At 68.5% G+C, this 25,581-nt stretch carries 23 protein-coding genes; 14 read left to right on the forward strand and 9 right to left on the reverse strand.

Translation table 11 applies throughout. The features are described from left to right. Window positions 1-3: 3 nt before the first annotated feature. Window positions 4-2,106: a glycosyl hydrolase family 18 protein gene (locus IC535_RS04325; protein WP_228885684.1), complete on the forward strand. Its 2,103-nt coding sequence runs from the start codon at window positions 4-6 to the stop codon at window positions 2,104-2,106. 70 nt (window positions 2,107-2,176) lie between these two features. Here the strand turns inward: IC535_RS04325 and IC535_RS04330 are convergent, their stop codons facing one another. After that, window positions 2,177-2,953 carry a DsbC family protein gene (locus tag IC535_RS04330; RefSeq protein ID WP_228885685.1) on the reverse strand — a complete coding sequence of 259 codons (777 nt, stop codon included), beginning with the start codon at window positions 2,951-2,953 and terminating at the stop codon, window positions 2,177-2,179. 86 nt (window positions 2,954-3,039) lie between these two features. Then, the gene (gene xerD / locus IC535_RS04335) at window positions 3,040-4,017 is read right to left on the reverse strand and encodes a site-specific tyrosine recombinase XerD (protein ID WP_228885834.1); all 978 of its coding nucleotides are present in this window, start codon (window positions 4,015-4,017) and stop codon (window positions 3,040-3,042) included. Between the two features lie 70 nt (window positions 4,018-4,087). On the opposite strand from xerD, the gene IC535_RS04340 reads away from it, so the two are divergent. Further along, entirely contained in the window at window positions 4,088-4,564 is a 477-nt protein-coding gene (locus tag IC535_RS04340) for an RDD family protein (protein WP_228885686.1), read from the forward strand. A gap of 103 nt (window positions 4,565-4,667) precedes the next feature. Here the strand turns inward: IC535_RS04340 and lptG are convergent, their stop codons facing one another. Then, a complete protein-coding gene (lptG, locus tag IC535_RS04345) occupies window positions 4,668-5,774 on the reverse strand; it encodes an LPS export ABC transporter permease LptG (RefSeq protein WP_228885687.1) in 1,107 nt (368 codons plus the stop codon). Continuing rightward, entirely contained in the window at window positions 5,771-6,850 is a 1,080-nt protein-coding gene (gene lptF, locus IC535_RS04350) for an LPS export ABC transporter permease LptF (RefSeq protein WP_228885688.1), read from the reverse strand. The genes lptG and lptF overlap by 4 nt, the downstream gene beginning before the upstream one ends. 104 nt (window positions 6,851-6,954) lie before the next feature. Between lptF and IC535_RS04355 the strand changes: the two genes are divergently transcribed. From IC535_RS04355 to IC535_RS04370, 4 genes are all read left to right on the forward strand, one after another. Then, window positions 6,955-8,433, forward strand: a complete 1,479-nt coding sequence (locus IC535_RS04355; RefSeq protein ID WP_228885689.1) for a leucyl aminopeptidase — start codon at window positions 6,955-6,957, stop codon at window positions 8,431-8,433. Between the two features lie 85 nt (window positions 8,434-8,518). Continuing rightward, a complete protein-coding gene (locus IC535_RS04360) occupies window positions 8,519-8,944 on the forward strand; it encodes a DNA polymerase III subunit chi (protein WP_228885690.1) in 426 nt (141 codons plus the stop codon). Window positions 8,945-9,017: 73 nt separating this feature from the next. Next, window positions 9,018-11,861: a valine--tRNA ligase gene (locus tag IC535_RS04365; RefSeq protein ID WP_228885691.1), complete on the forward strand. Its 2,844-nt coding sequence runs from the start codon at window positions 9,018-9,020 to the stop codon at window positions 11,859-11,861. Between the two features lie 204 nt (window positions 11,862-12,065). Further along, on the forward strand, window positions 12,066-12,890 hold the full coding sequence (locus IC535_RS04370; protein ID WP_228885692.1) for a DMT family transporter: 825 nt from the start codon (window positions 12,066-12,068) through the stop codon (window positions 12,888-12,890). 42 nt (window positions 12,891-12,932) lie between these two features. On the opposite strand, the gene rimI is transcribed toward IC535_RS04370, so the two are convergent. Genes rimI through pssA form a run of 3 tightly spaced genes read right to left on the reverse strand, consistent with a single transcriptional unit; the run spans window position 12,933 to window position 14,670 of the window. Next, window positions 12,933-13,430 (reverse strand): ribosomal protein S18-alanine N-acetyltransferase, encoded by a 498-nt coding sequence (rimI, locus tag IC535_RS04375; RefSeq protein WP_228885693.1) that lies wholly within the window; start codon window positions 13,428-13,430, stop codon window positions 12,933-12,935. Next, entirely contained in the window at window positions 13,427-13,894 is a 468-nt protein-coding gene (locus IC535_RS04380; RefSeq protein WP_228885694.1) for a hypothetical protein, read from the reverse strand. The genes rimI and IC535_RS04380 overlap by 4 nt, the downstream gene beginning before the upstream one ends. Next, window positions 13,891-14,670 carry a CDP-diacylglycerol--serine O-phosphatidyltransferase gene (gene pssA / locus IC535_RS04385; protein WP_228885695.1) on the reverse strand — a complete coding sequence of 260 codons (780 nt, stop codon included), beginning with the start codon at window positions 14,668-14,670 and terminating at the stop codon, window positions 13,891-13,893. Before pssA ends, IC535_RS04380 begins: the two co-directional genes overlap by 4 nt. 159 nt (window positions 14,671-14,829) lie before the next feature. Here pssA and IC535_RS04390 point away from each other — a divergent pair, with 159 nt between their 5' ends. From IC535_RS04390 to IC535_RS04400, 3 genes are all read left to right on the forward strand, one after another. After that, a complete protein-coding gene (locus tag IC535_RS04390; protein ID WP_228885696.1) occupies window positions 14,830-15,210 on the forward strand; it encodes a DUF4124 domain-containing protein in 381 nt (126 codons plus the stop codon). Between the two features lie 110 nt (window positions 15,211-15,320). Continuing rightward, on the forward strand, window positions 15,321-17,027 hold the full coding sequence (locus IC535_RS04395; protein ID WP_228885697.1) for a proline--tRNA ligase: 1,707 nt from the start codon (window positions 15,321-15,323) through the stop codon (window positions 17,025-17,027). 152 nt (window positions 17,028-17,179) lie between these two features. After that, window positions 17,180-17,554 carry an H-NS family nucleoid-associated regulatory protein gene (locus IC535_RS04400; RefSeq protein WP_228885698.1) on the forward strand — a complete coding sequence of 125 codons (375 nt, stop codon included), beginning with the start codon at window positions 17,180-17,182 and terminating at the stop codon, window positions 17,552-17,554. Between the two features lie 318 nt (window positions 17,555-17,872). Here the strand turns inward: IC535_RS04400 and IC535_RS04405 are convergent, their stop codons facing one another. Next, entirely contained in the window at window positions 17,873-19,132 is a 1,260-nt protein-coding gene (locus IC535_RS04405) for a threonine/serine ThrE exporter family protein (protein WP_228885699.1), read from the reverse strand. Between the two features lie 103 nt (window positions 19,133-19,235). On the opposite strand from IC535_RS04405, the gene IC535_RS04410 reads away from it, so the two are divergent. From IC535_RS04410 to IC535_RS04425, 4 genes are read left to right on the forward strand one after another with little or no spacing between them, the layout of a single operon-like run. Then, window positions 19,236-20,348: an ABC transporter permease gene (locus IC535_RS04410; RefSeq protein WP_228885700.1), complete on the forward strand. Its 1,113-nt coding sequence runs from the start codon at window positions 19,236-19,238 to the stop codon at window positions 20,346-20,348. A 3-nt stretch (window positions 20,349-20,351) separates the two neighbouring features. After that, window positions 20,352-21,182 (forward strand): ABC transporter ATP-binding protein, encoded by an 831-nt coding sequence (locus IC535_RS04415; RefSeq protein WP_228885701.1) that lies wholly within the window; start codon window positions 20,352-20,354, stop codon window positions 21,180-21,182. Window positions 21,183-21,185: 3 nt separating this feature from the next. Beyond that, window positions 21,186-22,112: an MlaD family protein gene (locus tag IC535_RS04420; RefSeq protein ID WP_228885702.1), complete on the forward strand. Its 927-nt coding sequence runs from the start codon at window positions 21,186-21,188 to the stop codon at window positions 22,110-22,112. Further along, window positions 22,109-22,783, forward strand: coding sequence for an ABC-type transport auxiliary lipoprotein family protein (locus IC535_RS04425; protein WP_228885703.1), 675 nt, complete (start codon window positions 22,109-22,111; stop codon window positions 22,781-22,783). Before IC535_RS04420 ends, IC535_RS04425 begins: the two co-directional genes overlap by 4 nt. Here the strand turns inward: IC535_RS04425 and IC535_RS04430 are convergent. Further along, on the reverse strand, window positions 22,746-23,336 hold the full coding sequence (locus IC535_RS04430; protein ID WP_228885704.1) for an alpha-ketoglutarate-dependent dioxygenase AlkB family protein: 591 nt from the start codon (window positions 23,334-23,336) through the stop codon (window positions 22,746-22,748). The genes IC535_RS04425 and IC535_RS04430 overlap by 38 nt on opposite strands. Before the next feature lie 179 nt (window positions 23,337-23,515). Here IC535_RS04430 and IC535_RS04435 point away from each other — a divergent pair, with 179 nt between their 5' ends. Continuing rightward, entirely contained in the window at window positions 23,516-25,516 is a 2,001-nt protein-coding gene (locus IC535_RS04435) for a glycoside hydrolase family 99-like domain-containing protein (RefSeq protein ID WP_228885705.1), read from the forward strand. Window positions 25,517-25,581: the final 65 nt, after the last annotated feature.

The following is a 25,581-nucleotide window of genomic DNA, read 5'->3' on the forward strand; positions in this document are numbered from 1 at the left end:
ACCATGCCTGACCCGATTGCGCGCAGTGCGGTGACATCGATATCTTCCCTCCTCCCGGTTCCCCGCAGGCGCTGGGGGCTGCTGCTGGCCCTGGCCGCGGCGGCCAGCCTGCCCGGCCTGGCCCAGGCGGCCAACTGTACCGGGGTGGCCGAATGGAACCCGGCGGTGATCTACCTGTCCGGGACCACCCTGCAGAAGGGCGGCGTGCTGTACCGGGCCAACCAGGACATCTGGAATGCCCCGCCCGACCACCCCGCCGGGGCGCCCTACTACACCAACCTGGGCGCCTGCGACGGCGGTGCCGGCAACCAGCCGCCCAGCGTGGCCCTGACCTCGCCGACCGCCGGGGCCAGCTTCAGCGCCGGCAGCACCATCACCCTCAGCGCCAATGCCGCCGACAGCGATGGCAGCGTCAGCAAGGTCGAGTTCTTCCGCGGCGGTACCTCGCTGGGCATCGACACCAGCGCGCCGTACAGCGTGGCCTGGGCCAATGCCGTGGCCGGCAGCCATACGCTCAAGGCGGTGGCCACCGACAACAACAATGCGGTGACCTCCTCGGCCACGGTGGCCATCACCGTCACCGCGCCCAGCAACGACACCACTGCGCCCAGCGTGCCCGGCGGGCTGGCCTCGCCGGCGCACACCGCCAGCACGGTCAACCTGGCCTGGAACGCGGCCACCGACAACACCGGCGGCAGCGGCGTGGCCGGCTACGACGTGTACCGCAACGGCAGCCTGGTCGGCTCGCCGGCGGCCACCCAGTACACCGATGGCGGCCTGGCCCCCAGCACCGCCTACAGCTACACGGTGCGGGCACGCGACAACGCCGGCAATGCGTCGGCACGCAGTACCGCGATCAGCGTGACCACCGCAGCCGGCGGCGGCGGCGGGGCCAAGCGGGTGATCGGCTACTTCACCCAGTGGGGCATCTATGGGCGCAACTACCGGGTCAAGAACATCGACACCAGTGGCTCGGCGGCCAGGCTGACCCACATCAACTACGCGTTCGGCAACGTGCGCAACAACCGCTGCGAGGTCGGCATCACCCAACCCTCCGATGCCAACACCGGCGCGGGCGGGGATGCCTTCGCCGACTACACCAAGGCCTTCGGTGCCGGTGAAAGCGTCAGCGGCGGCGCCGACAGCTGGGATCAGCCGCTGCGCGGCAACTGGAACCAGCTCAAGCAGCTCAAGGCCAAGCATCCCAACGTGAAGGTGCTGATCTCGCTCGGCGGCTGGACCTGGTCGCGCGGCTTCTCCAGCGCGGCCCAGCCGGCCCACCGCCAGGCCTTCGTGGCCTCGTGCGTGGATGCCTACATCAAGGGCAACCTGCCGGTGACCGACGGTGCCGGCGGGGTGGGCGCCGCGGCCGGGGTGTTCGACGGCATCGACATCGACTGGGAATACCCGGTGGCGTGCGGGCTGAGCTGCGGCAGCGCGGCCGACAATGCCAACTACACCGCGCTGCTGGCCGAGTTCCGCCGCCAGCTCGATGCGGTGCGGCCGGGGCTGCTGTTGACGGTGGCGGTGGGTGCGGGGATCGACAAGGTGCGGGTGACCGACCCGGCCGCCTACCATCCCTACCTGGATTTCATCAACGTGATGACCTACGACTTCCACGGCGCGTGGGATGCGCAGACCAACCATCACTCGGCGCTGTTCGACTCACCGGCCGACCCGTCCACCGGCGACCAGAAGCTGTACAACAGCAACGATGCGATGGAGGCCTTCATCAGCCGCGGGGTGCCGGCCGGCAAGTTGAACCTGGGCATCGGCTACTACGGGCGCGGCTGGACCGGCGTGGCCAGCGGCAACAACGGCCTGTACCGGAGCGCCAGCGGTGCGGCTCCGGGAACCTACGAAGCCGGCATCGAAGACTGGAAGGTGCTCAAGAACCTGGCCTGGCCGGGTTATACCGACCCGGTCGCCAAGGCCACCTGGATTTCCAACGGCAGCACGTTCTGGAGCTTCGACACGCCGGCGATGGTCACCGAGAAGATGGGCTACGTGAAGGCCCAGGGCCTGGGCGGCGCGTTCTTCTGGGAGTTCAGCGGCGACGATGCGCAGGGCACGCTGACCAAGGCGATCCGCGACGGCCTGAACTGAAGAAGGCCGGCCAACGGCCGGCCCCCACTGCATGACCACGACGCCCCGGCACTGCCGGGGCGTTGTTTTTTCAGCGGCTGCCGCCGGCCGTGATGCGCTCCAGCGCGGCTTTCAGCTGCGCCGGCGGCAGGTAACCGCCGAGCTGGGTGCCGTCGGCGGCGAAGATCGCCGGGGTGCCGTTGACGCCCATCTGCTGGCCCAGCTTGTACTGCATGGCCACCGGGTTGGTGCAGTTCTTCGCCGCCACCGGCGTGCCGGTCTTGGCCGCGGTCAACGCCTGCTTGCGGTCGGCTGCGCACCAGACCGAAATCATGTCGGTGTAGTCCTGGCTGCCCAGGCCCATGCGCGGGAAGGCCAGGTATTCCACCGTGACGCCCTGCCGGTTGAGCTCGGCGATGTCCTGGTGCAGCTTGCGGCAGTAGCCGCATTCGATGTCGGTGAACACGCTGACGGTGTACTTGGCATTGGGCGCGGCGAACACGATGCGCTCGTTGTGCGGCACCTGCGCCAGCAGCTTCTGGCGGTAGGCCAGCAACCCGGGGCTGCTGACCGGGGCCTTGTTCTGGATGTCGTAGGGCTGGGACTGCATCAGGTAACGGCCATCGTCGGACACATACAGCACCTGCCCGGACACCAGGACTTCACGGAAACCCGGGAACGGCGCCGCGCCGATGTAGTCCGGCTTGAAGTTGGGGTCCAGCTTCAGCAGGGCCGCGCCTACGCGCTGGTCGGCAGTGCCGGCCGCGGGCGCGGCGGCGGCCTTGCTGGTGGCGGGCGCGGACGGTTGCTGCGCGCAGGCAGTCAGGCTGAGCGCGCCAAGGAAGGCGGCAAGGGCGACACGGAGCATCGAGCATTCCGGTGGGGAAGAAGGTAAGCGCGATTCTCGCACAGCCACCCTGTCACCCGGCTGCACCACCGCCCAGCCGGCCGGCCTCAGCCGCGCGGATGATGGCGGGCATGCAGCTTCTGCAGGTGCTCGCGGGCGACCAGGGTGTAGATCTGGGTGGTGGACAGCGAACTGTGGCCCAGCAGCATCTGCAGCGCGCGCAGGTCCGCGCCCCGGTTGAGCAGATGGGTGGCGAAACTGTGGCGCAGGCCGTGCGGGCTGATCCGCACCGGATCGATCCCGGCCAGCACCGCGTACTTCTTCACCAGCGCCCAGAACTGCTGGCGACTGAGCGGGTGCAGCGACGGTGCCAGGAACATCGGCACCGCACCGTCCTGGGCCACCGGCACCGGCCGCTTGCCGGCCAGCTGCGGCCGCGCCTGCGCCAGATAGCGCTCCAGCCAGTGCTGGGACTCCTCGCCCAGCGGCACCAGGCGCTCCTTGCTGCCCTTGCCGGTCACCCGCAGCACGCCCTGGCGCAGGTTGACCGCGTTGGCCGGCAGCTGCACCAGCTCGCTCACCCGCAGCCCGGCGGCATACATCAGCTCCAGCATGGCGCGGTCACGCAGGCCGATCGGATCGGCGATGTCCGGCGCGGCCAGCAACGCATCGATCTGGCTTTCGGCCAACGCCTTGGGCAGCAGCCGCGGCAACCGCGGCGGGTCCAGCAGCGCACTGGGGTCTTCGCTGCGCCGCCCCCGGCGCACCGCGTCGGCGAAGAACGCGCGCAACGCCGACAACAGGCGCGCGTTGCTGCGCGGCGACCAACCGTGCCGCGCGCGCCAGGCCAGGTAGTCGAACAGACCGGCGCGGTCGACCCCGTCCAGGCCGCCGCCGGCCCCATCGCGCCAGCGCGCCAGCCCTTCCAGGTCACGCCGGTAGCTGTCCAGGCTGGCCCGGGCCAGGCCTTGTTCGGCCCAGATCGCATCGAGGAAACGCTGGATCGCCGCATTGTCGGCATCGCGCAGCGGCGGCAGCTGCTGGACCAATTGGCGGCGCTGTGCAGGAGTGGAGGCATCGGACATGCCATCAGCATACGGAGCCTGCCGCGCGGCGGCCATCGAACCGGCGCGGCGGCGCAGGTATGCTCGGCGCATGCCCACCGCCACGACAGCCGCCGCCACCCCCGACCGCCCCGCCGCGCTGCTGGGCTGGCGGCTGCTGGCCCTGCTCTACGATTTCTTCCCAGCCCTGGCGCTGTGGATGCTGCTCGGCGCGCTGTTCACCGCCGGCTACACCCTGGCCGGTCACGCCGAGCGCGACAACATCGCCCCGTTCAGTGCCCTGCAATGGCTGCTGTGGCTGTGCTGCTGGGGCGTCACCGGGCTGTACGCCACGCTCAGCTGGCGCCGCGGCGGCCAGACCCTGGGCATGCGCCCCTGGCGCCTGCAGGTGACCGGTGCCGACGGCGGCGCCCCGACCCGCCGCCAGCTGTGGCTGCGCTACGGCGTGGCTACCCTCTCGTTGCTGCTCGGCGGCCTGGGCCTGTGGTGGGCGCTGTTGGACCGCCAACGCCTGACCTGGCACGACCGTGTCAGCGGCACCCAGCTGCGGCGCCTGCCCAAGCGCTGATCGCGGGAATGCCGCCCCTGGGACGGCATGCAGCGACAACCGACGGTCGTCGCCTACCCGCCATCCTCCCGCAGGACCGAAAGGCGCCGCGCTCTACCGCGCCTTACCCCGACTTGCGCCGGAACAGCATCCCCGACACGGCCAGCATCACGATCGGCGGCAGCGCGTAGGCCAGGCGGTAGTCGAATTTCAAGGCGCCGGCCATGCGCCCGAAGAACAGCTGCAGCAGCCAGAACCCCAGCGCGAACAGGATGCCCAGGAACAGCCGCTTGCCCATGCCGCCGCTGCGCAGCGAACCGAACGCGAACGGCACCGCGGCCAGGCACAACGCCAGCACGTTGACCGGATAGAACCAGCGGCTCCAGTAGATGTCCTCGTAATCGCGCGCATCCAGCCCGTTGCGCTTGCGGTACTCGATGCTGGTGCGCAGGTCCATCGCGGTGAGGTTGCGCGGCTTGGACAGCCCGCTGGCCAGCGCGGCCGGATCCAGCTGCGTCTGCCACGGCTCCGATTCCACCGTCTGCCGCGTGGCCGAACGTTCGCCGAAGGTATCGCGGCGCACCTTGTTGAGCACCCAGCCGCTGTCGCCATGCTCGGCGCTGCCGGCATAGGTCAGCGAGGCCAGCTGCCCGTCCGCGCCGATCTTGTACAGGCGCACATCGCGCAGCACCAGGCGCGTGCCGCCGCCGGGCTGCAGCAGTTCGTCGCCGCTGCCGGCACTGAGGAAGGTATCGCCCTCGCGCGCCCACAGCCCCGAATACCGCGACGCGGCCAGGCTGCCGCCGGACTTGGCGCTGAGCTTGATGTTGTCGGCCCGGCTCTGCGCCCACGGCGCCACCACTTCGCCACTGAACACCATCACCGCGGTCAACAGCGACAACGCGATCGCCACCGACACGCTCAGGCGCTTGCGCGACAGCCCCAGCGCGCGCAGCGCAGTCAGCTCGGAGGTGGCCGCCAACTGGCCCAGGCCCATCAGCGAACCGATCACCGCGGCGGTCGGGAAGAACGTATAGGCGCGGCGCGGCACCGTGTACAGCACCCAGGCCGCGGCATGGCCCAGCGTATAGCCGCCCTTGCCGACGTCCTTGAACTCGCCGGAGAACGCCATCACCACGTCCAGCCCGACCAGTACCGCCCAGGTCAGCAGCACCGTGCCGAACACCGCCCGGCCCAGGTAGAGGTCAAACCGCATCGGTCGAAGCTTCATGCGGTCCTCCGCGGGCGCGACAGCTTGCCATCGCGCAGATACATCCAGATGGCCAGGCCCAGCAACGGCAGGCTCAACCACCACAGGCCCAGCGTGCCCGACAGCTTGCCGTCGGCGATCCAGCGGGTACCGATGAACATCAGGTTCATGCCCACCATATAGGCCAGGAAGGCCAGCATCATCCGCCCGTAACGCTGCTGACGCGGCGAACTGCGCGCCAACGGCAGGGTCATCAGCGCGAACGCCAGCGCGATCAGCGGCGGGGTGATCCGCGAATGCAGCTGCGCCTGCGCGGCCGGCCGCGGGTCACCGAACAGCTGCGCGGTGGGCAGCAGTTCCGGGTCGTCCTTGTCGCGCGTCTGCGCGCCATCGGGCATGGCCACATCGTTGCGCGCGAAGGTCATCAGCTTGTAGTCCAGCGCCCCGTTGGCCGGGCCCTCGACCTGGTGGCCGTCTTCCAGCTCCAGGTAGCGCTGACGCGCGCCCTCGAAGAACATCCGGCCGCGGTCGGCCGACACCACTTCGATGCGGTCGTCCTTCTGCCGCTGCAGGAACACCTTGCCCAGCCGGGTGCCATCGGGCGATACCGAAGACAGGTAGACCACCCCGCCATTGGGCAGCGAGGTGAACTTGCCCGATTCCAGCCCGGCCATCACCACGCTGCGGTTGGCCTCCTCGATCATCGCCTCGCCGGTGCGGTCGGCCCAGGGGCCCAGCCACAGCGAGCACAGCCCGATCAGCACGATCACCGGCAGCACCAGCATCAGCACCGGGCGCAGCAGCCGTTTGGGCCCCACCCCGATGGCGGTCAGCACGGCCATTTCCGAGTCCCGGTACAGCCGCGCGGTGGCCAGCAGCAGGCCCAGCATCAGCGCCAGCGGCAGGATCAGCGGCATGTAGACGATGAACTGCAGGCCCAGCTGGGAGAACAGCAGGCGGGCCGGCAGGCGGCCGTCGGCGATGTTGCCCAGGATGTCCACCAGGACACCACCGACGCTCACCACCAGCAAAACGATCAGGGTGGCCAGGAAACTCTGGACGAAATCACGCAGGAGATAGCGATCGAGCTTCGACATGGGGCGGTGGTTTAAACTCTCGGATTCGTTCGCGGTGCTGCCCAGTCTACTGACGGGACGTAAACAGCCCGCGATTGTACGGATTTGCCAACGGAATCTGATCAATGGCCCTGGAATTCACCCTGAACCACGTCGCGCCGGCCTCGGCCGAGTGCGATTGCGTCATCGTCGGCGCCTACGCCGACCAGTCCCTGAGCCCGGCGGCGCAGGCCCTGGACGCCGCCAGCGGCGGCCGTCTGGCCAGCCTGGTCGCCCGTGGCGACGTCGGCGGCAAGACCGGCAACACCACCCTACTGCACGACCTGCCCGGGGTGACAGCCCCGCGCGTGCTGGTGGTCGGGCTGGGCGAGCCGGCCAAGTTCGGCGTGCCGCAATACCTCAAGGCGGTCGGCGATGCCAGCCGTGCGCTGAAGAGCGGGGTCAACCACCACGCCCTGTTCACCCTGAACGAAATCCCGGTCAAGGGCCGCGATGCAGCCTGGAGCATCCGCCAGGCCATCATCGGCGCCGACCATGCCGCCTACCGCTACAGCGCCACGCTGGGCAAGAAGAAGGCCGACGCCCCGGGCCTGACCCGGCTGGCCATCGCCGGCCAGGACACCCAGGCGCTGGCCCAGGGCCAGGCCATCGCCGCCGGCGTGCAGTACGCCCGCGAGCTGGGCAACCTGCCGCCGAACCTGTGCACCCCGGCCTACCTGGCCGAATCCTCGGTCGCCTTCGCCCAGGCCCATGCCGGCGCCGAAGCGGAAATCCTCGACGAGCACCAGATGGAAGCCCTCGGCATGGGCTCGCTGCTGGCCGTGGCCCGCGGCTCGGCCAACCGCCCGCGCATGGTGGTGCTCAAGTGGAGCAACGGCGGCGACGCCAAGCCCTACGTACTGGTCGGCAAGGGCATCACCTTCGATACCGGCGGCGTCAACCTGAAGACCCAGGGCGGCATCGAGGAAATGAAGTACGACATGTGCGGTGGCGCCAACGTCATCGGCACCTTCGTCGCTGCGGTCACCGCCAAGCTGCCGTTGAACCTGGTGGTGGTGGTGCCGGCGGTGGAAAACGCCATCGACGGCAACGCCTACCGCCCGTCGGACGTGATCACCGCGATGTCGGGCAAGACCATCGAAGTGGGCAACACCGATGCCGAAGGCCGCCTGATCCTGTGCGATGCGCTGACCTACGCGCAGCGTTTCGAGCCGGCTGCGCTGATCGACGTGGCCACCCTGACCGGTGCCTGCGTGGTCGCCCTGGGCCACCAGACCGCCGGCCTGATGAGCAAGCACGACGACCTGGCCAACGAACTGCTGGCCGCCGGCGAGCATGTGTTCGACCGCGCCTGGCGCCTGCCGCTGTGGGACGAGTACCAGCCGATGCTGGATTCGACTTTCGCCGACGTCTACAACATCGGCGGCCGCTGGGCCGGTGCGATCACCGCCGGCTGCTTCCTGTCGCGCTTCACCGAAGGCCAGCGCTGGGCCCACCTGGACATCGCCGGCGTGGCCAGCGATGAAGGCAAGCGCGGCATGGCCACCGGCCGTCCGGTCGGCCTGCTGAGCCAGTGGCTGCTGGACCAGGCCGCGCGCGCCTGATGCCGTGCCGATCGGGGCTGCCGCCAGGCGGCCCCGATCACGCCCGGCCTGGCGCCGGGCCTCCCCTTTCGTTCCAGGCCTGCCCATGTCCCGTGCTGATTTCTACCTGATCGCCAAGCCCCGTTTCCTGACCGAGCCGTTGCGCCTGGTCTGCGAACTGGCGCGCAAGGCCAACGACGCCGGACTGTTCACCCTGGTGCTGGCCCGCGACCAGGCCCAGGCCGAGGAACTGGACGAGCTGCTGTGGTCGTTCGACGATGAGGCCTACATCCCGCACCAGATCGCCGGCGAGGACATGGACGAGGAAGAAGCCCTGGTGCTCATCGCCGTCCCCGGCACCCCGGCGCCGGCGCGCCCGCTGGTGATCAACCTGCGCGACGATCCCTACCTGGCCGACTGCGACCGCGTGCTGGAAGTGGTCCCGGCCGATCCCGAGGCGCGCGAACCGCTGCGCGAACGCTGGCGCCAGTACAAGGCCCTGGGCTTTGACCTGAACAAGTACGACATGTAGCCCGACGCCGGCCCCCCTTGATGGGCGGCCCCGGCGCCCTGATCCTCCTACGATTGCCTTCCGGTTCCCCCGCATGACCCAACTCGCCTCCAGCTACGACCCGAAAACCTTTGAAACCGAGTTGTACGACTCCTGGGAGAAGGCCGGCCATTTCAAGCCGTCCGGCAAGGGCGAGCCGTACACCATCCTGCTGCCGCCGCCGAACGTGACCGGCACGCTGCACATGGGCCATGCCTTCCAGCAGACCCTGATGGATGCGCTGGTGCGCTACCACCGCATGCGCGGCTACGACACCCTGTGGCAGGTCGGCACCGACCACGCCGGCATCGCCACCGAGATGGTGGTCAGCCGCAACCTGGCGCTGGAAGGCAAGGGCCAGACCCGTGATTCGCTGGGCCGGGAGGGGTTCATCGGCAAGGTCTGGGAGTGGAAGCAGCACTCCGGCGACACCATCGAACGGCAGATGCGCCGCCTGGGCACCTCGGCCGACTGGTCGCGCAGCACCTTCACCATGGACCCGCAGCCGTCCGAAGCGGTGATCGAGGCCTTCGTGCGCTGGCACGAGCAGGGCCTGATCTACCGCGGGCAGCGCCTGGTCAACTGGGACCCGGTGCTGAAGACCGCCATTTCCGACCTGGAAGTGGAGAGCGCCGAGGAAGACGGTTTCCTGTGGTCGATCGCCTACACGCTGGATGAGGGGCTGAGCTACGAACACGTCGAGCGCGACGCCGACGGGGTGGAAACGCTGCGCGAAACCCGTGATTACCTGGTGGTCGCCACGACCCGCCCGGAAACCCTGCTGGGCGACACCGCGGTCATGGTGCATCCCGAAGACGAGCGCTACGCGCACCTGGTCGGCAAGAGCGTGGTGCTGCCGCTGACCGGCCGCCGGGTGCCGGTGATCGCCGATGACTACGTCGACCGCGCGTTCGGCACCGGCGTGGTCAAGGTCACCCCGGCGCACGACTTCAACGATTACCAGGTGGGCGTGCGCCACGGCCTGCCGATGATCAACCTGTTCACCCCGGTGGCCGCGATCAACGACAACGCACCGGAGCGCTTCCGGGGCCTGGACCGTTACGATGCGCGCAAGGCCGTGCTGGGTGAGCTGGAAGACCTGGGCATCCTGGTCGAAACCAAGGCACACAAGCTGCAGGTGCCGCGCGGCGACCGTACCGGCCAGGTGATCGAGCCGTACCTGACCGACCAGTGGTTCGTGAAAATGGACGAGCTGGCGCGTCGTGGCCTGGAGCTGGTCGAGGGTACCGATGGCAAGCCGGGCGCGATCGGTTTCGTGCCGCCGAACTGGATCAATACCTATCGCCACTGGATGGGCAACATCCAGGATTGGTGCATCAGCCGCCAGCTGTGGTGGGGCCACCGCATCCCGGCCTGGTTCGATGCCGCCACGGGCGCCTGCTACGTGGGCCGCAGCGAAGCGGAGGTGCGCCAGAACAACGCGCTCGGCGCGCAGGTGGTGCTGAACCAGGAAAGCGACGTGCTGGAGACCTGGTTCTCCTCGCAGCTGTGGCCATTCTCCACCCTGGGCTGGCCCAACCCGCAGGCGATGGCCGAGCGCGGTTTCGACCGCTACCTGCCGTCGTCGGTGCTGGTCACCGGTTTCGACATCATCTTCTTCTGGGTGGCGCGCATGATCATGGCCACCGACAACCTGACCGGGAAGATCCCGTTCAAGGACGTCTACTTCACCGGCCTGATCCGCGACGGCCAGGGGCAGAAGATGTCCAAGAGCAAGGGCAACGTGCTCGATCCACTGGACATCATCGATGGCATCAGCATCGACGACCTGGTCGCCAAGCGCACCGGCGGGCTGATGCAGCCACGCATGGTGGAGAAGATCGAGAAGGCCACGCGCAAGGAGTTCCCCGCGGGTATCGCCGCCCACGGCGCCGATGCGCTGCGCTTCACCATCGCCGCGCTGGCCACCCACGGCCGCGACATCAAGTTCGACATGAGCCGCGCCGAGGGCTACAAGAATTTCTGCAACAAGCTGTGGAACGCCAGCCGTTTCGCCCTGATGAACACCGAAGGGGCAGCCTTCACCGGCGTGCCGAGCCCGCGCACCGATGCCGAGCGCTGGATCCTGGCGCGCCTGGCCGCGGTGTCGGCCGAAGCGCAGGGCCATTACGCCAACTACCGCTTCGACCTGCTGGCGCAGTGCCTGTACGAGTTTGCCTGGAACGAGTTCTGCGACTGGTTCCTGGAACTGAGCAAGCCGGCACTCAACGCCAGCGATGCCGCCGATGCGCACAGCACCCGCCACACCCTGCTGTACGTGCTGGAAGCGCTGCTGCGCCTGCTGCACCCGCTGACCCCGTTCATCACCGAGCAGCTGTGGCAGCAGCTGGCCCCGCGGCTGGGCCTGGCCGAAACCACGCTGTCGCTGCGCCCCTACCCCACCGCGGCCGAGTTCCAGGGCGATTTCGCCCAGGCCGAGGCCGATGTGGAATGGCTCAAGGCGGCCATCAGCGCCCTGCGCCGGGTCCGCAGCGAACTCAACGTGGCCCCGTCCAGGCTGGTCCCGCTGCGCCTGCTGGGCGGGCTGGAACTGGACCGTGTGCGCGTGCAGCGCTACAGCGCATCGCTGTCGTTCCTGCTGAAGCTGGACAGCATCCAGTGGCTGGACGATGCCGCCGGCACGCCACCGGCCGCGACCGCCATCGTCGGCGAGCTCAAGCTGCTGGTGCCGCTGGAGGGCCTGGTCGACCTGGGCGCCGAACGTGCCCGCCTGGACAAGGAAATCGCCCGGGTGGAGTCGGAGAAGGAAAAGAGCGAAACCAAGCTGTCCCGGTTCACCGACAAGGTGCCGCCGGCGGTGATCGAGCAGGAGCGCGTGCGCCTGGTCGAATGGACCGCGCAGCTGGCCGGGCTGGTCGAGCAGCGCGCCAAGCTGTAGCCGCGGCGCGGTTTGCCGGGGGTGCCGGTCGAGGATCGGCACCTGCCGGGCAGGCCGTCGGCGCTTGCCCGGGTCGCCCGGTACGTGCAGCCGCCCCAGGGGCGGCTCTACCGGGGGGCCGTGCAGATGTGTATCGCCTGACACACGGTTTTTCATCTGCGGCATGATGGGCATTCGCCCATGGAATGCGTGCCTACCGACACGATGTCGCCCTCCATTTTCTGCACCGTGCTGCTGGCCGCCCTGTTGCATGCCAGCTGGAACGCAATCGTCAAACGCGGCCGCGATACGCTGCTGACCACGATCCTGGTCACCGGCTCGGCGGCGCTGATCGCGGCGATCATGCTGCCCTTCCTGCCCGCGCCGTCGTCGCGCAGCTGGCCGTGGCTGGCCGCATCCACGTTGCTGCAGGTCATCTACTACGTCCTGGTCGCGCGAACCTACCGGGTGACCGACATGAGCGCGTCCTACCCGCTGATGCGTGGCTGTGCGCCGATCGCGGTGGCGCTGGTCGGTGCCCTGCTCCTGGGCGAATCGTTGCCGGCGATCGCGTGGTGCGGCATCGCGCTGATCTGCACCGGCATCCTGTGCATGGCCCGCGGCAGCGCGCGCCAGCACCTGTGGCTGCCGCTGCTCAATGCCGGGGTGATCGCCACCTACACCCTGGTCGATGCCTGGGGGGCGCGCCAGTCCGGCGCCGCGCTGAGCTACACGCTGTGGCTGTTCCTGCTGTCCGGGCTGCCGCTGCCGGTGTGGGCGTTGTGCACGCGCGCGCCACGGCTGTGGACCTACGCCAGAGGCAACTGGGGATTGGGCATCATCGGCGGAATCGGCACGCTGAGCTCGTATGGGTTGGCGCTGTGGGCGATGACGATCGCGCCGGTGGCGATGATCTCGGCGCTGCGCGAAACCTCGATCCTGTTCGGCATCCTGATCTCCGCGTTCGTCCTGCATGAGCGGGTGACGCCGGTGCGTTGGTTCGCGGCGGGCGTGATCGTCGCCGGCGCCGCGGTATTGCGGGTGGCATGAGGGCAGCGCCAGGCCATGCGTGGCTGCTCCAATCCGGCGCCGCTACAGCGGCGGCATCGTCTGGATGTCCCCGTCCACCAGTTCCATCGCCATCACCAGCGCATCCTCGCGGCCCTCGCGGGCCGGGTAATAGCGTGGGCGGCGGCCGATCTCGTTGAACCCCTCGCTGTGGTACAGCGCCACCGCCGGCGTATTGGACGGCCGCACCTCCAGGAATACCCGCTGCGCGCGATGCTCGCGCGCCAGCGCCACCAGCGCGCGGAACAGATAACGCCCCAGCCCGCGCGACTGGCGCTGCGGATCCACGCATACATTCAGTACGTGCGCCTCATCGGCGGCCAGGCTCAACACCCCGTAACCGATCAGCGCGCCGTCGTCTTCCAGCGCCAGTGCCGGGTAACCGGCACGCAGGCAATCCACGAAAATACCGCGCGTCCATGGAAACGGATAACCGCGCAGCTCGATCTCCATCACCCTGTCCAGGTCGGCCTCGTGCAGCGCACGCAGCGACAGCGGGCGCGGTGAGCTGACCGCACTCACGGCCGGCCCCGCTTGCGCAGGGCCCGCAGTTGCGGCCACAGCGCGCGCTTGGCGGCGGCGTTGCCGCGCAACTGGTCCAGGTTCCAGCCGGCCATCAGCGCTTGGGTCCCCGGCTCGGCCGGGTTGCAGCCGGACGCGCGCAGCAGTGCGATCTGCAGGCGGTCGGGCATGCGTACCGCCGGGCGCCGGACGCCACTGCCGCGCTCGGGCAGCACCGCCGGGGCGGCAGCGGCCGGCGCCTCGGCACTGGCCGGTGCGCTGCGCCGCGGCGGCGGCGCGGCGCGCGGGGCGCTGTCGGCCGCTGCCGGCGAACGCGGCGGCGCGGCCACGGCGACCTGCACTTCCATCGCCGCCACCGGGGCGACTTCCTCGATCTGCCCGTCCACGAACACGGTGTAGCCCATCGCCTGCAGCCACGACTGCTGCGCCGGGGACCACAACGGCGGCAGGGCCGGCGTGCTCACGCGCCCGGCTCGGCCGTCTTGCGCACGCGCTGCCACAGCCAGCAGCCCGGCCCGGACAGCGCATAGACAAAGCCCACCGCGAACAGCACGCGCGGCAGGTCGATGACCATGATCGCAATGGCGATCGGCACCAGCGCCAAGGCCAGGAACGGCACCCGGTCGGCGCGCGGGCCCTTTTCACCGCTGCCCTTGAAGCTCCAGAAACGGATCCGGCTGACCATCAGCAGGGCGGAAACCAGGGTCACGCCCAAGGCCACATAGCGCAGTTCGTTGCCGTCCCAGCCCAGGTTGCCATCGGCGAAGGCCCACACGAAGGACATCATCAACCCGGCTGCGGCAGGGCTGGCCAGGCCGATGAACCAGCGTTTGTCGACCACGCTGACCTGGGTATTGAAGCGGGCCAGGCGCAGCGCCGCGCAGGCCGCATACAGGAACGCCACCGCCCAGCCGACCCGGCCGAGCACCGGATCGTCGAATTTCAGCCATGACAGCGACCAGTGGTACATCACCAGTGCCGGGGCCATGCCGAAGCTGACCAGGTCGGCCAGCGAGTCGTACTGCACGCCGAATTCGCTGCTGGTGCCGGTCAGCCGGGCCACGCGGCCGTCCAGGCCGTCCATGACCGCCGCGACGAATACCGCGATGGCGGCATTGACGAAGTCGCCGTTGGCCGCGGCGATGATCGCGTAGAAGCCGGCGAACAGGCCTGCGGTGGTGAACAGGTTGGGCAGCAGGTAAATACTGCGCGAGCGCGGCGGGGGTTTCATCTGATCCATACCGGCCAGTTTAGTGGCTGCGGTGCCCTTTGGGGCAGTACCGTGCCGCAAGCGCTGGCGACCGCTGCCGCCCCCGGGAGTCCCGCCCGTCGCTAGCGGCTTGCCAGCGCCCGGCCGGGATGCTGCAATCGGCGGCCTGACCCGATGCCCGGAGTTGCCATGCGTGCCCTGCCCTCGCTGTGCTGCCTGCTGCTGCTCGCCAGCGCCGGTGCCCATGCCGGTACCGTCTACAAGTGGAAAGACGCCAATGGCGTGACCCAGTATTCGGAAAAACCCCCGGCCGGCCAGAAATACGAATCCCGCCAGGTCCAGGGCCGCGACCCGGCCCCGCGCAGCGAACCGGTCGCCGCCGCACCGGCCGAACCGGGCGAATGCACCACCGCGCGCAGCAACCTGGCGCTGCTCGACGGCACCGGGGTGGTGATGCAGGACACCAATGGCGACGGCAAGGCCGACACCCCGCTCAGCCCGGAACAGCGCGGCGCCCAGAAGGAACTGGCCGCGGCGGCGATCAAGGCCTACTGCAAGCCGGCCGGCTGAGCCCGGCCGGGTCGTGCGGGCCCCTGCTTCGGGCCTGATCGGCACCGTGATGGGCAGCGCGGCGGCAGGGCTGGCAGAATATCGGCTTCTGCCGTTCAGCGAAGCCGACGATGCGCCTCTCCCAGTTCCACCTGCACACCACCAAGGAAACCCCCAGCGACGCGGAGCTGACCAGCCACCGCCTGATGCTGCGCGCGGGCATGATCCGCAAGCTGGCCTCGGGGCTGTACATCTGGTCGCCGCTGGGCCTGCGCGTGCTGCGCAAGGTCGAGCGCATCGTGCGCGAGGAAATGGAACGCGCCGGCGCGGTGGAATTCCAGATCCCGACCATCCAGCCCAAGGAACTGTGGGAAACCACCGGACGCTGGGAGAAGTTCGGCCCGCAGTTGCTGAAGATCAAGGACCGCAAGGAGCAGGTGTTCTGCTACAGCCCCACCGCCGAAGAGGCCGCGGCCGATTTCGCGCGCCAGGAGCTGTCCAGCTACAAGCAGCTGCCGGTCAATTTCTTCCAGATCCAGAGCAAGTTCCGCGATGAGATCCGCCCGCGCTTCGGGGTAATGCGCGCGCGCGAGTTCCTGATGAAGGATGCCTATTCCTTCCACCTGCACGATGAGTGCCTGGTGCGCGAGTACGAAAACATGAAGTCGGCCTACAGCCGCATCTTCACCCGCCTGGGCCTGGACTTCCGCATGGTGCAGGCCGACTCGGGCGCGATCGGCGGCGATGCGTCGCAGGAATTCCACGTGATCGCCGATTCGGGCGAAGACGCGCTGGTGTTCTCCACCGGGTCAGATTACGCGGCCAACCAGGAAGCGGCAGTGGCCGCGGCACCGGGCCCGCGCCCGGCTGCCAGCGAAGCCCGGCGCCTGGTGGAAACGCCCACCCAGAAGACCTGCGAGGCGGTTGCCGCCCTGCTCGGCCTGGGCCTGGAGCGCACGGTGAAGTCGATCGCGATCATGAGCGAGGGCGGTTTCGTGCTGGCCCTGGTCCGCGGCGACCACGACGTCAACGAGATCAAACTGGGCAAGGTGGCCGGGCTGCAGGGCTACCGCATGGCCAGCGAAGCGGAGATCGCCGCGCACCTGGGCAGCGAGCCGGGCTTCCTCGGCCCGCTCGACCCGGTACTGCCGATCCGCATCGTCGCCGACCGCGACGTGGCGGCCATGGCCGACTTCGTGATTGGCGCCAACCAGGCCGGCCGGCATATCGCCGGGGTCAACTGGGGCCGCGACCTGCCCGAACCGGGCACACCTGGTACCGACGTGGCCGATATCCGCAACGCCAAGGAAGGCGACCGCGCCGCCGATGGCGGGCAGCTGAAGATCGCGCGCGGTATCGAAGTGGGCCATGTGTTCCAGCTCGGCCGCCAGTATGCCCAGGCGCTGAATGCCACCGTGCTCGATGAGAATGGCAAGGCGGCGGTGCTGGCGATGGGCTGTTACGGGATCGGTATCTCGCGCATCGTCGCCGCGGCGATCGAACAGAATCACGACGACGCCGGGATTATCTGGCCCGAAGCGATGGCGCCGTGGCAGGTGGTGGTGTGCGTGATCAATCCCAAGCAGGACGAAAGCGTCAGTGCCGCGGCCGCCGGTTTGCTGGCCGAACTGCAGGCCGCCGGCCTGGATGCCGCGCTGGACGACCGTGGCCTGCGCCCGGGCGCGATGTTCGCCGACATGGAGCTGATCGGCGTGCCGCATCGGGTAGTGGTATCCGAGCGTGGCCTGGCCGCCGGCACGTTTGAATACCGGTCGCGCCGGGCCAGCGAGGCCGAGAGCCTGGACCGGCAGGCCCTGCTGGGGCGGTTGACGGGTTGAGCGGATGCCGGGTGCAATATCCCGGCATTCGGTTTGTGCGGCCGGTCCGAATATCCGCGGCGGCGCTGTGCAGCATCGGAATGGAAATGTATGCTGTCGGCGACGCCAAGGACCGGCTCACCCCGTCCTTAATCAGATTTCGGAGTAGTTGAATGAGTATTGACCTGAGTGGCCTGTCCGCCAAAGAGCTGGGCGCCCTGATCAAGAACGCGAAAAAGCAGCAGACCATCGTGGCCAAGCGCCCGGCGGTGACCAAGGTGCGCGCGCAGCTGACCAAGCTGGCCAAGGCCCACGGTTATTCGATCGAAGAAGTGTTCGGCGGCACCGCCCCGGCCCGCGGCCGTGCGGCCAAGGCCACCAAGGCCCCGGCCAAGGCCGTGCGCAAGCTTGGCAAGGTGGCCCCGAAGTACCGCAACCCGGCCAACCCGAAGGAAACCTGGACCGGCCGCGGCAAGCAGCCGCGCTGGCTGGCCGCGCTGACCAGCAAGGGCAAGAAGGTCGAGGAGTTCCTGATCAAGAAGGCCTGAGCAGGCCTTGCTGGTCTGAACGACGCCGGCTGCGAAGCCGGCGTTTTTTCTTCTTCGCCTGGCATGCGCGGTGCCGGAACAAAGAGCATCCGATCACGGGCCGGACTTGCCGACTTTCCATTCCGCACACTTGAAACTGTCCAGAGGAGGGCGGGCAGCCCCATGCGGGACTGTCGAAAACATGGATGTTTTCGCCAAGCCCCCACGGATGGGTTTACGGCGTGTCCCGCACGGGGTTGCCCGCCCTCCTCCCGCGCGGAAGATCAAGACGCCGCTCTTCACCGTGCATCCATGCAGTTGCCGGCAAACACCGGTTGTTCAGAGATTCTTCCGCGCCGGAATCAACAGGTTGCCGAACAGCAGCCCGGCCACCAGCGCCATCACCACGTTGAGCACGGTCATCAGCACCGTCTGGCCGGCGCTCACATCCTGTTGCTGGACCAGGGTGAGCACGCCACGCAGGCTGGTGCTGCCGGGCACCAGCATGATGATGCCGGGCAGGCGGATGATCGCGCCGGGGCGCTGCACCAGGCGGCCGAACAGATTGCCCGCGGCGGTCATCGCCATTGCCGACATGAAAATGCCGGCCGGCAGGCCCCAGGCCTGGCCAGCGAATTTGGAAATCGCATACCCGGCCACCGAGGCCGCCATCACCCACGGATAATCGCGGCGGTTGGCCTTGAACAGCATCGCGAAGGCGAACGCGGCCAGCAGCAGCGCGCACCATTCCACCCAGTCGGCCTGCGGGCGCGAAGCGCGCACATCCGGGTCCAGCCCGATGATGCCCGACAGCGTTACCGCGATCACCGCGCCCACCGTCAGTTTCAGGATGGTGGTGATCGCGCCGGCAAAGCGCGCCGTCCCGGACACCCAATGCTGGCTGGCCAGCTCGTTGACCGCATTGGTCAGCGACATCCCCGGCAACATCACCACCAGCGAGGCGATGATCACCGTATTGAGATTCAGCGGGCCCAGGAACGAAGCCACCAGCGCGGCCACCGTGCCCGCCAGCAATGCCGCCAGCGCTTCGCTGGCTTCGCGGCTGGCCGGGCGGCGGTCGGTATACAGCGTCATTACCCCGATCAGCAGGCCGATCACGCCAGCGGTGGCGATATCCAGCCACGGCAGTTTCCACAGGCCGGCCACACCGGCCGCGCCCAGGCTGTAGGACAGGATCATGCGGATCTTGCCGCGGCGCCCCGGGTCCTTGTCCAGTTGCCGCAGCGCGGTGTGGCCCTGGGCGATGCTCATCGTGCCGTTGGCCACCGCGTCGGTGATCTGGTCGGCGATGCTGAGTTTATGCAGGTCGTTTTCACCGGGGGCCAGCCGGATCACGCGGGTGATGTCCGATGAACCGATCGCCTTGGTCGGGTCGCTGAAACTCAGGATCAGCCCGGTCGGGTTCGACCAGGGCTCGCAATCCAGGTCCAGCCGCTGCGCCAGCGCCACCACCGCCGCCTCCAGGCGCTGGGCGGTGGTGCCATAGCTGTGCAGGCGCCCGGCGATCTCGGAAACGAAAGCCACCCGCTGTGCGTAGGTGGCCTGGGGGGTGGCGATGGTGGCGGTATCGGCGGACATGCGACGTAGTATTACCCGAAGCCCGCCCCGGCTGAACAACCGTGTCGTCCTGCGCATACTTGCCGTCCACGCGGACAAGGTATGCTGCGTGCAGGACGCCCCCATGACGCCAGCCCAAGCCCCCCATCTCGAACTGGATGCGCAGGACCCCGGCCTTGTCCGGTTGTCCGGCCACTGGACCCTGCACACCGCGCTGGCCGCGGCCGAAGTGCTGCGCGGCATGCCCGACGGGCTGACCGCGATCGACGCCAGCGGCATCACCCAGCTCGATTCGGCCGGCGTGCTGCAGTTGCTGCGCGTGGCCCACCGCGCCGACCTGGCCGAAGACGCATTGAATTTCCGCGCCGATCACCGAGCGCTGGTCTGCACCATCGAAGAAGTCGCCGACGACCGGCCCAAGCCCAAGCGCGACTTCGGCGTGCTCGCCGCGCTGGAACGGCTCGGCGTCAGCGTGCATGGCATGGGCCACAACATCGTGGCGCTGGCCAGCTTCCTCGGCGAAAACCTGGTCAAGGGCGGCCGGCTGATCCGCGAGCCGCGTCGTTTCCGGCTCACCGCCACCGTGCACCACATGGAACAGGTCGGGCTGGACGCGGTGCCACTGGTGGCGCTGCTGTCCTACCTGGTCGGCGCGGTCATCGCCTTCCTCGGCTCGACCATCCTGCGCGACTTCGGCGCGGAGATCTACGTAGTCGAACTGGTCAGCATCGCCTTCCTGCGCGAGTTCGCGGTGCTGTTGACCGCGATCGTGCTGGCCGGGCGTACCGCCAGTGCGTTCACCGCGCAGATCGGCTCGATGAAGGCGCGCGAGGAAATCGATGCGATCCAGACCCTGGGCCTGGACCCGGTCGACCTGCTGGTCCTGCCGCGCCTGATCGCCTTGCTGGTGACCCTGCCGCTGCTGACCTTCGTGGCCATGGTCGCCGGCCTGGCCGGCGGCGTCACCGTCGGCGCGTTCGACCTGGGCATTCCGCCGCAGATGTATATCGCGCGCATGCACGAGACCATGGAAGTGCGCAACATGCTGGTCGGCCTGTCCAAGGCCCCGGTGTTCGCCCTGGTGATCGGCCTGATCGGCTGCCTGGAAGGGCTGAAGGTGGAAGGCACCGCGCAGTCGGTCGGCGAGCGCACCACCTCCAGCGTGGTGCAGGCCATTTCGCTGGTGATCATCATCGATGCGTTCGCCGCCCTGTGGTTCATGAAGATGGGCTGGTAGGCGATGCACACCGACACCGATACCGACGCAGTTGCCGACGACGGCACCGCCGATCCCGCCGGCCTGGCCATCCGCGTGCGCGGGCTGAGCAACCGCTTCGGCAGCCAGACCGTGCACGACGGGCTGGACCTGGATGTGCGCCGCGGCGAAATCCTCGGCGTGGTCGGCGGCTCGGGTACCGGCAAGTCGGTGCTGATGCGCAGCATCCTGGGCCTGCGCACGCCCGATGCCGGGCAGATCGAAGTGCTCGGCGTGGACGCGCGTTCGGGCAACCGCGCCGACCGCCTGCATATCGAGCGCAATACCGGCGTGCTGTTCCAGGACGGTGCGCTGTTCTCCTCGTTGAGCGTAGGCGAGAACGTGCAGGTGCCGCTGAAGGAACACCATAGCGAACTGCCCGAACGCTGGCACTACGAACTGGCGCTGCTCAAGGTGAAGCTGGCCGGCCTGCCCGCCGATGCGATCAACAAACTGCCCTCGCAGCTGTCCGGCGGCATGCGCAAGCGCGCCGGCCTGGCCCGCGCGCTGGCGCTGGACCCGCCGCTGCTGTTCCTGGACGAACCCACCGCCGGGCTGGACCCGATCGGTGCGGCCGCCTTCGACCGCCTGATCAAGACCCTGCAGGAAGCCCTGGGGCTGACCGTGCTGCTGATCACCCATGACCTGGATACGCTGTATGCCATCTGCGACCGCGTGGCGGTGCTGGCCGACCACAAGGTGATCGCCAATGCGCCGCTGCACGAGATCGAGCAACTGGACCACCCGTGGATCCAGGAATACTTCCACGGGCCACGTGCGCGTGCTGCACGACGTACGAAGAACGAGACCGAGTAAGCCATGGAAACCAAAGCCAATTACGTCCTGATCGGCGCCTTCACCCTGGTGGTGGGGCTGGCCCTGCTGGCCTTCGGCCTGTGGGCGGCCAAGTACTCCTCCGATCGCACCTGGACCGAGTACCGGGTGGTGTTCCGCGAAGCGGTCACCGGCCTGACCGTGGGCAGCCCGGTGCAGTACAACGGCATCGCGGTCGGCTCGATCACCGAACTGAACCTGGTACCCGACGACCCGCGCCAGGTGGTCGCGCGGATCCGCCTGAACTCCAATACCCCGATCAAGACCGACACCCGCGCCAAGCTGGCGATCACCAGCCTGACCGGGCCGTCGATCATCCAGCTCAGCGGCGGCACCCCGCAGGCGCAGGCCCTGACCGCCGTCAACAATGACCCGGCGCCGATCATTCCGACCACGCCCTCGGCGCTGCAGAACATCACCGATGTGGCCAACCGCATCGTCGAGCGCATGGACCAGGTACTCAGCGACCGCAACGTGGCCAGCATCAACGCCACCCTGGCCAACCTGGAAACCATCAGCGGCGGCCTGGCCGACCGCGACCAGGGTACCCAGGCGCTGCTGCTCAGCGCACGCGACGCCGCGCGCAGCCTGGATGTCACCCTCAAGACCACCAACGGCACCATCGAGCGGCTGGACCAGAACCTGGTGCAGCAGTTGCCGACCATCCTGGCCAAGCTGGAAACCACCCTGACCAAGCTGGATTCGGCCGCCGGCAGCGCCGATTCGATCCTCGGCGAGAACCGCGCGGCGATCAACAGCTTCGCCAACGACGGCCTGGCCCAGCTCGGCCCGACCCTGACCGAGCTGCGCGGGTTGATCCGCGACCTGCGCCGGGTCAGTGACCGCCTGGACAACAACCCGGCCCGCTATCTGCTGGGCCGTGACGCGCCCAAGGAGTTCGAACCCAAATGAGCCGCCTGCCGCTGATCCGTTCCCTGTTGCCGATCGCCCTGGCCACCCTGCTTGGCGGCTGTTCGCTGCTGGGCAGCAACGAGCGCAGCGCGGTGACGATCTATTCGCCGATCGTGCGCATCCAGGCCGACCCGGGCTGGCCGAAGGTCGACTGGCAGTTGATCCTGGTCAAGCCCAGCGCCGCCCGCGTGATCGACAGCCCGCGCATCAACGTGCGCCCCACCCCGTCCGAACTGCAGGTCTACAAGGGCGTGAGCTGGGCGCAACCGGCCACCGACATGCTCGATGACGCGCTGCTGCGCGGTTTCGAGGATTCGGCCCGGATCGGCGGAGTGGCGCGCGCCACCACCGGCATCCGCGCCGACTACAAGCTGGCCATGGACCTGCGCCGCTTCGAGGCCGACTACCGCGGCCAGCCCACCCCGACGGTGGTGATCGAGGCCAATGCCAAGCTGATCCATGTGATCGACCAGCGCGTGGTGGCCGACCGCAGCTTCCGCCAGGAACGGCCGGTGGCCGGCACCGACACCGCCCAGGCAGCCGCCGCCTTCGAGCAGGGCCTGCAGGCACTGACCACCGAAGTAGTCGGCTGGACCCTGGTCACCGGCGAGCAGGACCACGCCCGCAGCGCGATCACGCCGGCCCGGCCGGGCGAATCCAGCGGAAAGTGAGGTTGATGCGCTCGGCCAACGGCCGCGTGCTTTTCGGCAGCGCGTGCTGGTAGTGCTGCTGGGTGGGCCCGCCCATCAGCAGCAGGTCGCCGTGGCCCAGCACCACTTCGGCCTTGCGGGCATGGTCGTCGCGGCGGCGCAGCAGGAAGCGCCGCTCCGCGCCCAGGCTGAGTGAGGCGATCAGCGGTGCCGGGCCCAGCTCGGGCTCGTTGTCGCTGTGCCAGCCCATGCCATCGTCGCCATCGCGGTAGCGGTTGAGCAGCACGCTGTTGAACGGCCCGCCGCAGAACCCGGCCAGCCGCTCGCGCAGCGGCAGCAGCGCCGGGTGCCAGGGCACCGGCACGAAGTCGGTCCCCGAATAGCGGTAGCGCGCATCGGCATCGCCCATCCAGCAACTCAGGCGCGGTGAATCCACCTGGCGGCCGAACAGGCGGATGCGGTGCACTTCCCATGGCACGGCCTCGCGCAGGGTGCGTTGCAGGGCGTCGGCTTCGGCGGTGGGGAGCCAGTGGCGGTGCCAGCTGACGTGTGCGTCGCGCAGGTGCAGGTCCATCGGTGAACGCTAGCATGGCGACGGTTTGCCGGCAGCCGGTGGATTGCCGGACAATGCCATGCATCCTCGCCCAGTGAACCCTGAATGCCCCTCCCTTTACCGCCAAGCCAGCCGCTGTGAACGGCGCTGCGTCCAGCCTCAAGCAGAGGGCATTCGTGGCATTGCGCGCTGTGTTCCGCATGCTGCCGTTGCCGCAAGCGACCCGTGACCGGCTGCGCAACCGCGCCCTGGGGCGGGTGGGGGACTGGAGCCCACCGCCGCCCCGCGGCCAGGCAGGCATGCCGTCGAGCGGCGCGCGCGCGCTGGTTCGCGCCGATGAGCCGGCCATTGGCTACATGCCGACCGTCGAGGCCGCCCCGCCGCCGTCACCCGCGCCGGCCACGCTGGTGGCGTTCTACCTCCCACAGTTTCATCCCTTTGAGCAGAATGATCGGTGGTGGGGCAAGGGCTTCACCGAATGGCGCAATGTCACCCGCGCGCTGCCCCAGTTCGAAGGCCATGCGCAGCCGCGCCTGCCGGCCGACCTTGGTTTCTACGATCTGCGTAACCCACAGGTCATGCGCGAGCAGGCGCAGTTGGCTGCCGACTACGGCATCGGCGCATTCTGTTTCTATTACTACTGGTTCTCCGGGCAGACGCTGATGGAGGCGCCGCTGCGACAGTGGCTGTCCGACGACGGCATCGAACTGCCGTTCTGCCTGTGCTGGGCCAATGAAAACTGGACGCGACGCTGGGATGGCCGCAACCAGGATGTTCTGATCGGGCAGCAGCACAGCGCGGAGGACGACTTGGCCTTCATCGCCCACATCGCCGATTTCCTGCGTGATCGGCGTGCCTTGAAGGTCGACGGCCGGCCAATGCTGCTGGTGTACCGCCCACAACTGCTGCCGGACCCGAAGGCCACCGCGCAGCGTTGGCGAACGTGGTGCCGTGAGCACGACATCGGCGAGATCCACCTTGCGTATGTACAGAGTTTCGAGCGTCCCGACCCCCGTGACATCGGTTTCGATTCAGCGGTGGAGTTCCCCCCCAACGTAGTCAATCCGACCTCGCTTTCGAGCGCGCAGATCCTGATCAACCCTGACTTCGAGGGCGACGTGCGCGACTGGCGCGAATTGCCCACGCTTAGCCTGTCGGCTCCTGCACGCCCGTACCGGCTGTATCCCGGTGTGAATCCAGGCTGGGACAACGAGGCGCGCCGCCCGGGCCGCGGACGCGTACTGCTGCACGCTTCGCCACGGGCTTACGGCGACTGGTTGCACGACACCATCTTCAAGCGGCTGCAACAGACTCCCGCTCCCGAGCGCCTGGTGTTCATCAACGCCTGGAACGAATGGGCCGAAAGCGCGGTGCTGGAGCCCGACCTGCGCCTGGGCCACGCCTGGCTTGCCGCTACGCGACGCGCGCTGCACCCGCGGCAGGCCCCGCCGCAGCGCCCCTGCGTGGTGATCCACGCGTGGTACCTGGACGTACTCGGGGAAATGCTGGAGCTGGTCGCCACCAGTGGCATCGACGCGCGCCTAGTGATCACCACGACGCCGGATCGACAGACGCAGGTGGCTGACCTGGTCGGCCGGCATCGCCTGCAGGCCGAGGTCATTGCATTGGAGAACCGCGGACGCGACATCCTGCCGTTCCTGCATGTTGCCGATCGGCTTCTCAACGAGAACGAAGATGTAGTGCTGAAGCTGCATACCAAGCGCTCCACCCATCGCGACAACGGCGACCAGTGGCGTCGCGAACTGCTTGCCGCACTCCTTGGCCAGCAACGCGGCCGTTCCATTGCAGCGTATTTCCACGACAACCCGGACGTCGGACTGGTCGCCGCAGCCGGGCACCTGTTGAAGGTCGCCGATTTCATCGGCGGCAATGCCAGCCAGCTCCGCTATCTCAAGGCCCGGCTGGGCCTGCATGGGGAGCCTGCGGAAACCACGTTCGCGGCCGGCAGCATGTACTGGATACGACTGAACGCCCTGCGCCCCCTGCTCGACGCCCACCTGGTGCCCAGCCAGTTCGAGGCCGAACAGGGCCAGATCGACGCAACGCTGGCGCATGCGCTGGAACGCCTGACCGGCGCGATCGTGCGCGAAGCCGGTTTCCGGATCTGCGATACGGCCGATCTGTTCGGCGACCAAGGCTTCCGGCACGACGCCGGCTACTCCTACGCTGCCAAAGGCTGACCACCCGCCTGGGCTTGCTTCGTCCAGACATTCCCAAGGCCTAAAACAGCGGAGACCGGGGTCGC

Origin of the sequence: Stenotrophomonas rhizophila (assembly GCF_020857975.1) — a bacterium.
Classification (GTDB): Bacteria; Pseudomonadota; Gammaproteobacteria; order Xanthomonadales; family Xanthomonadaceae; genus Stenotrophomonas; species Stenotrophomonas rhizophila_C.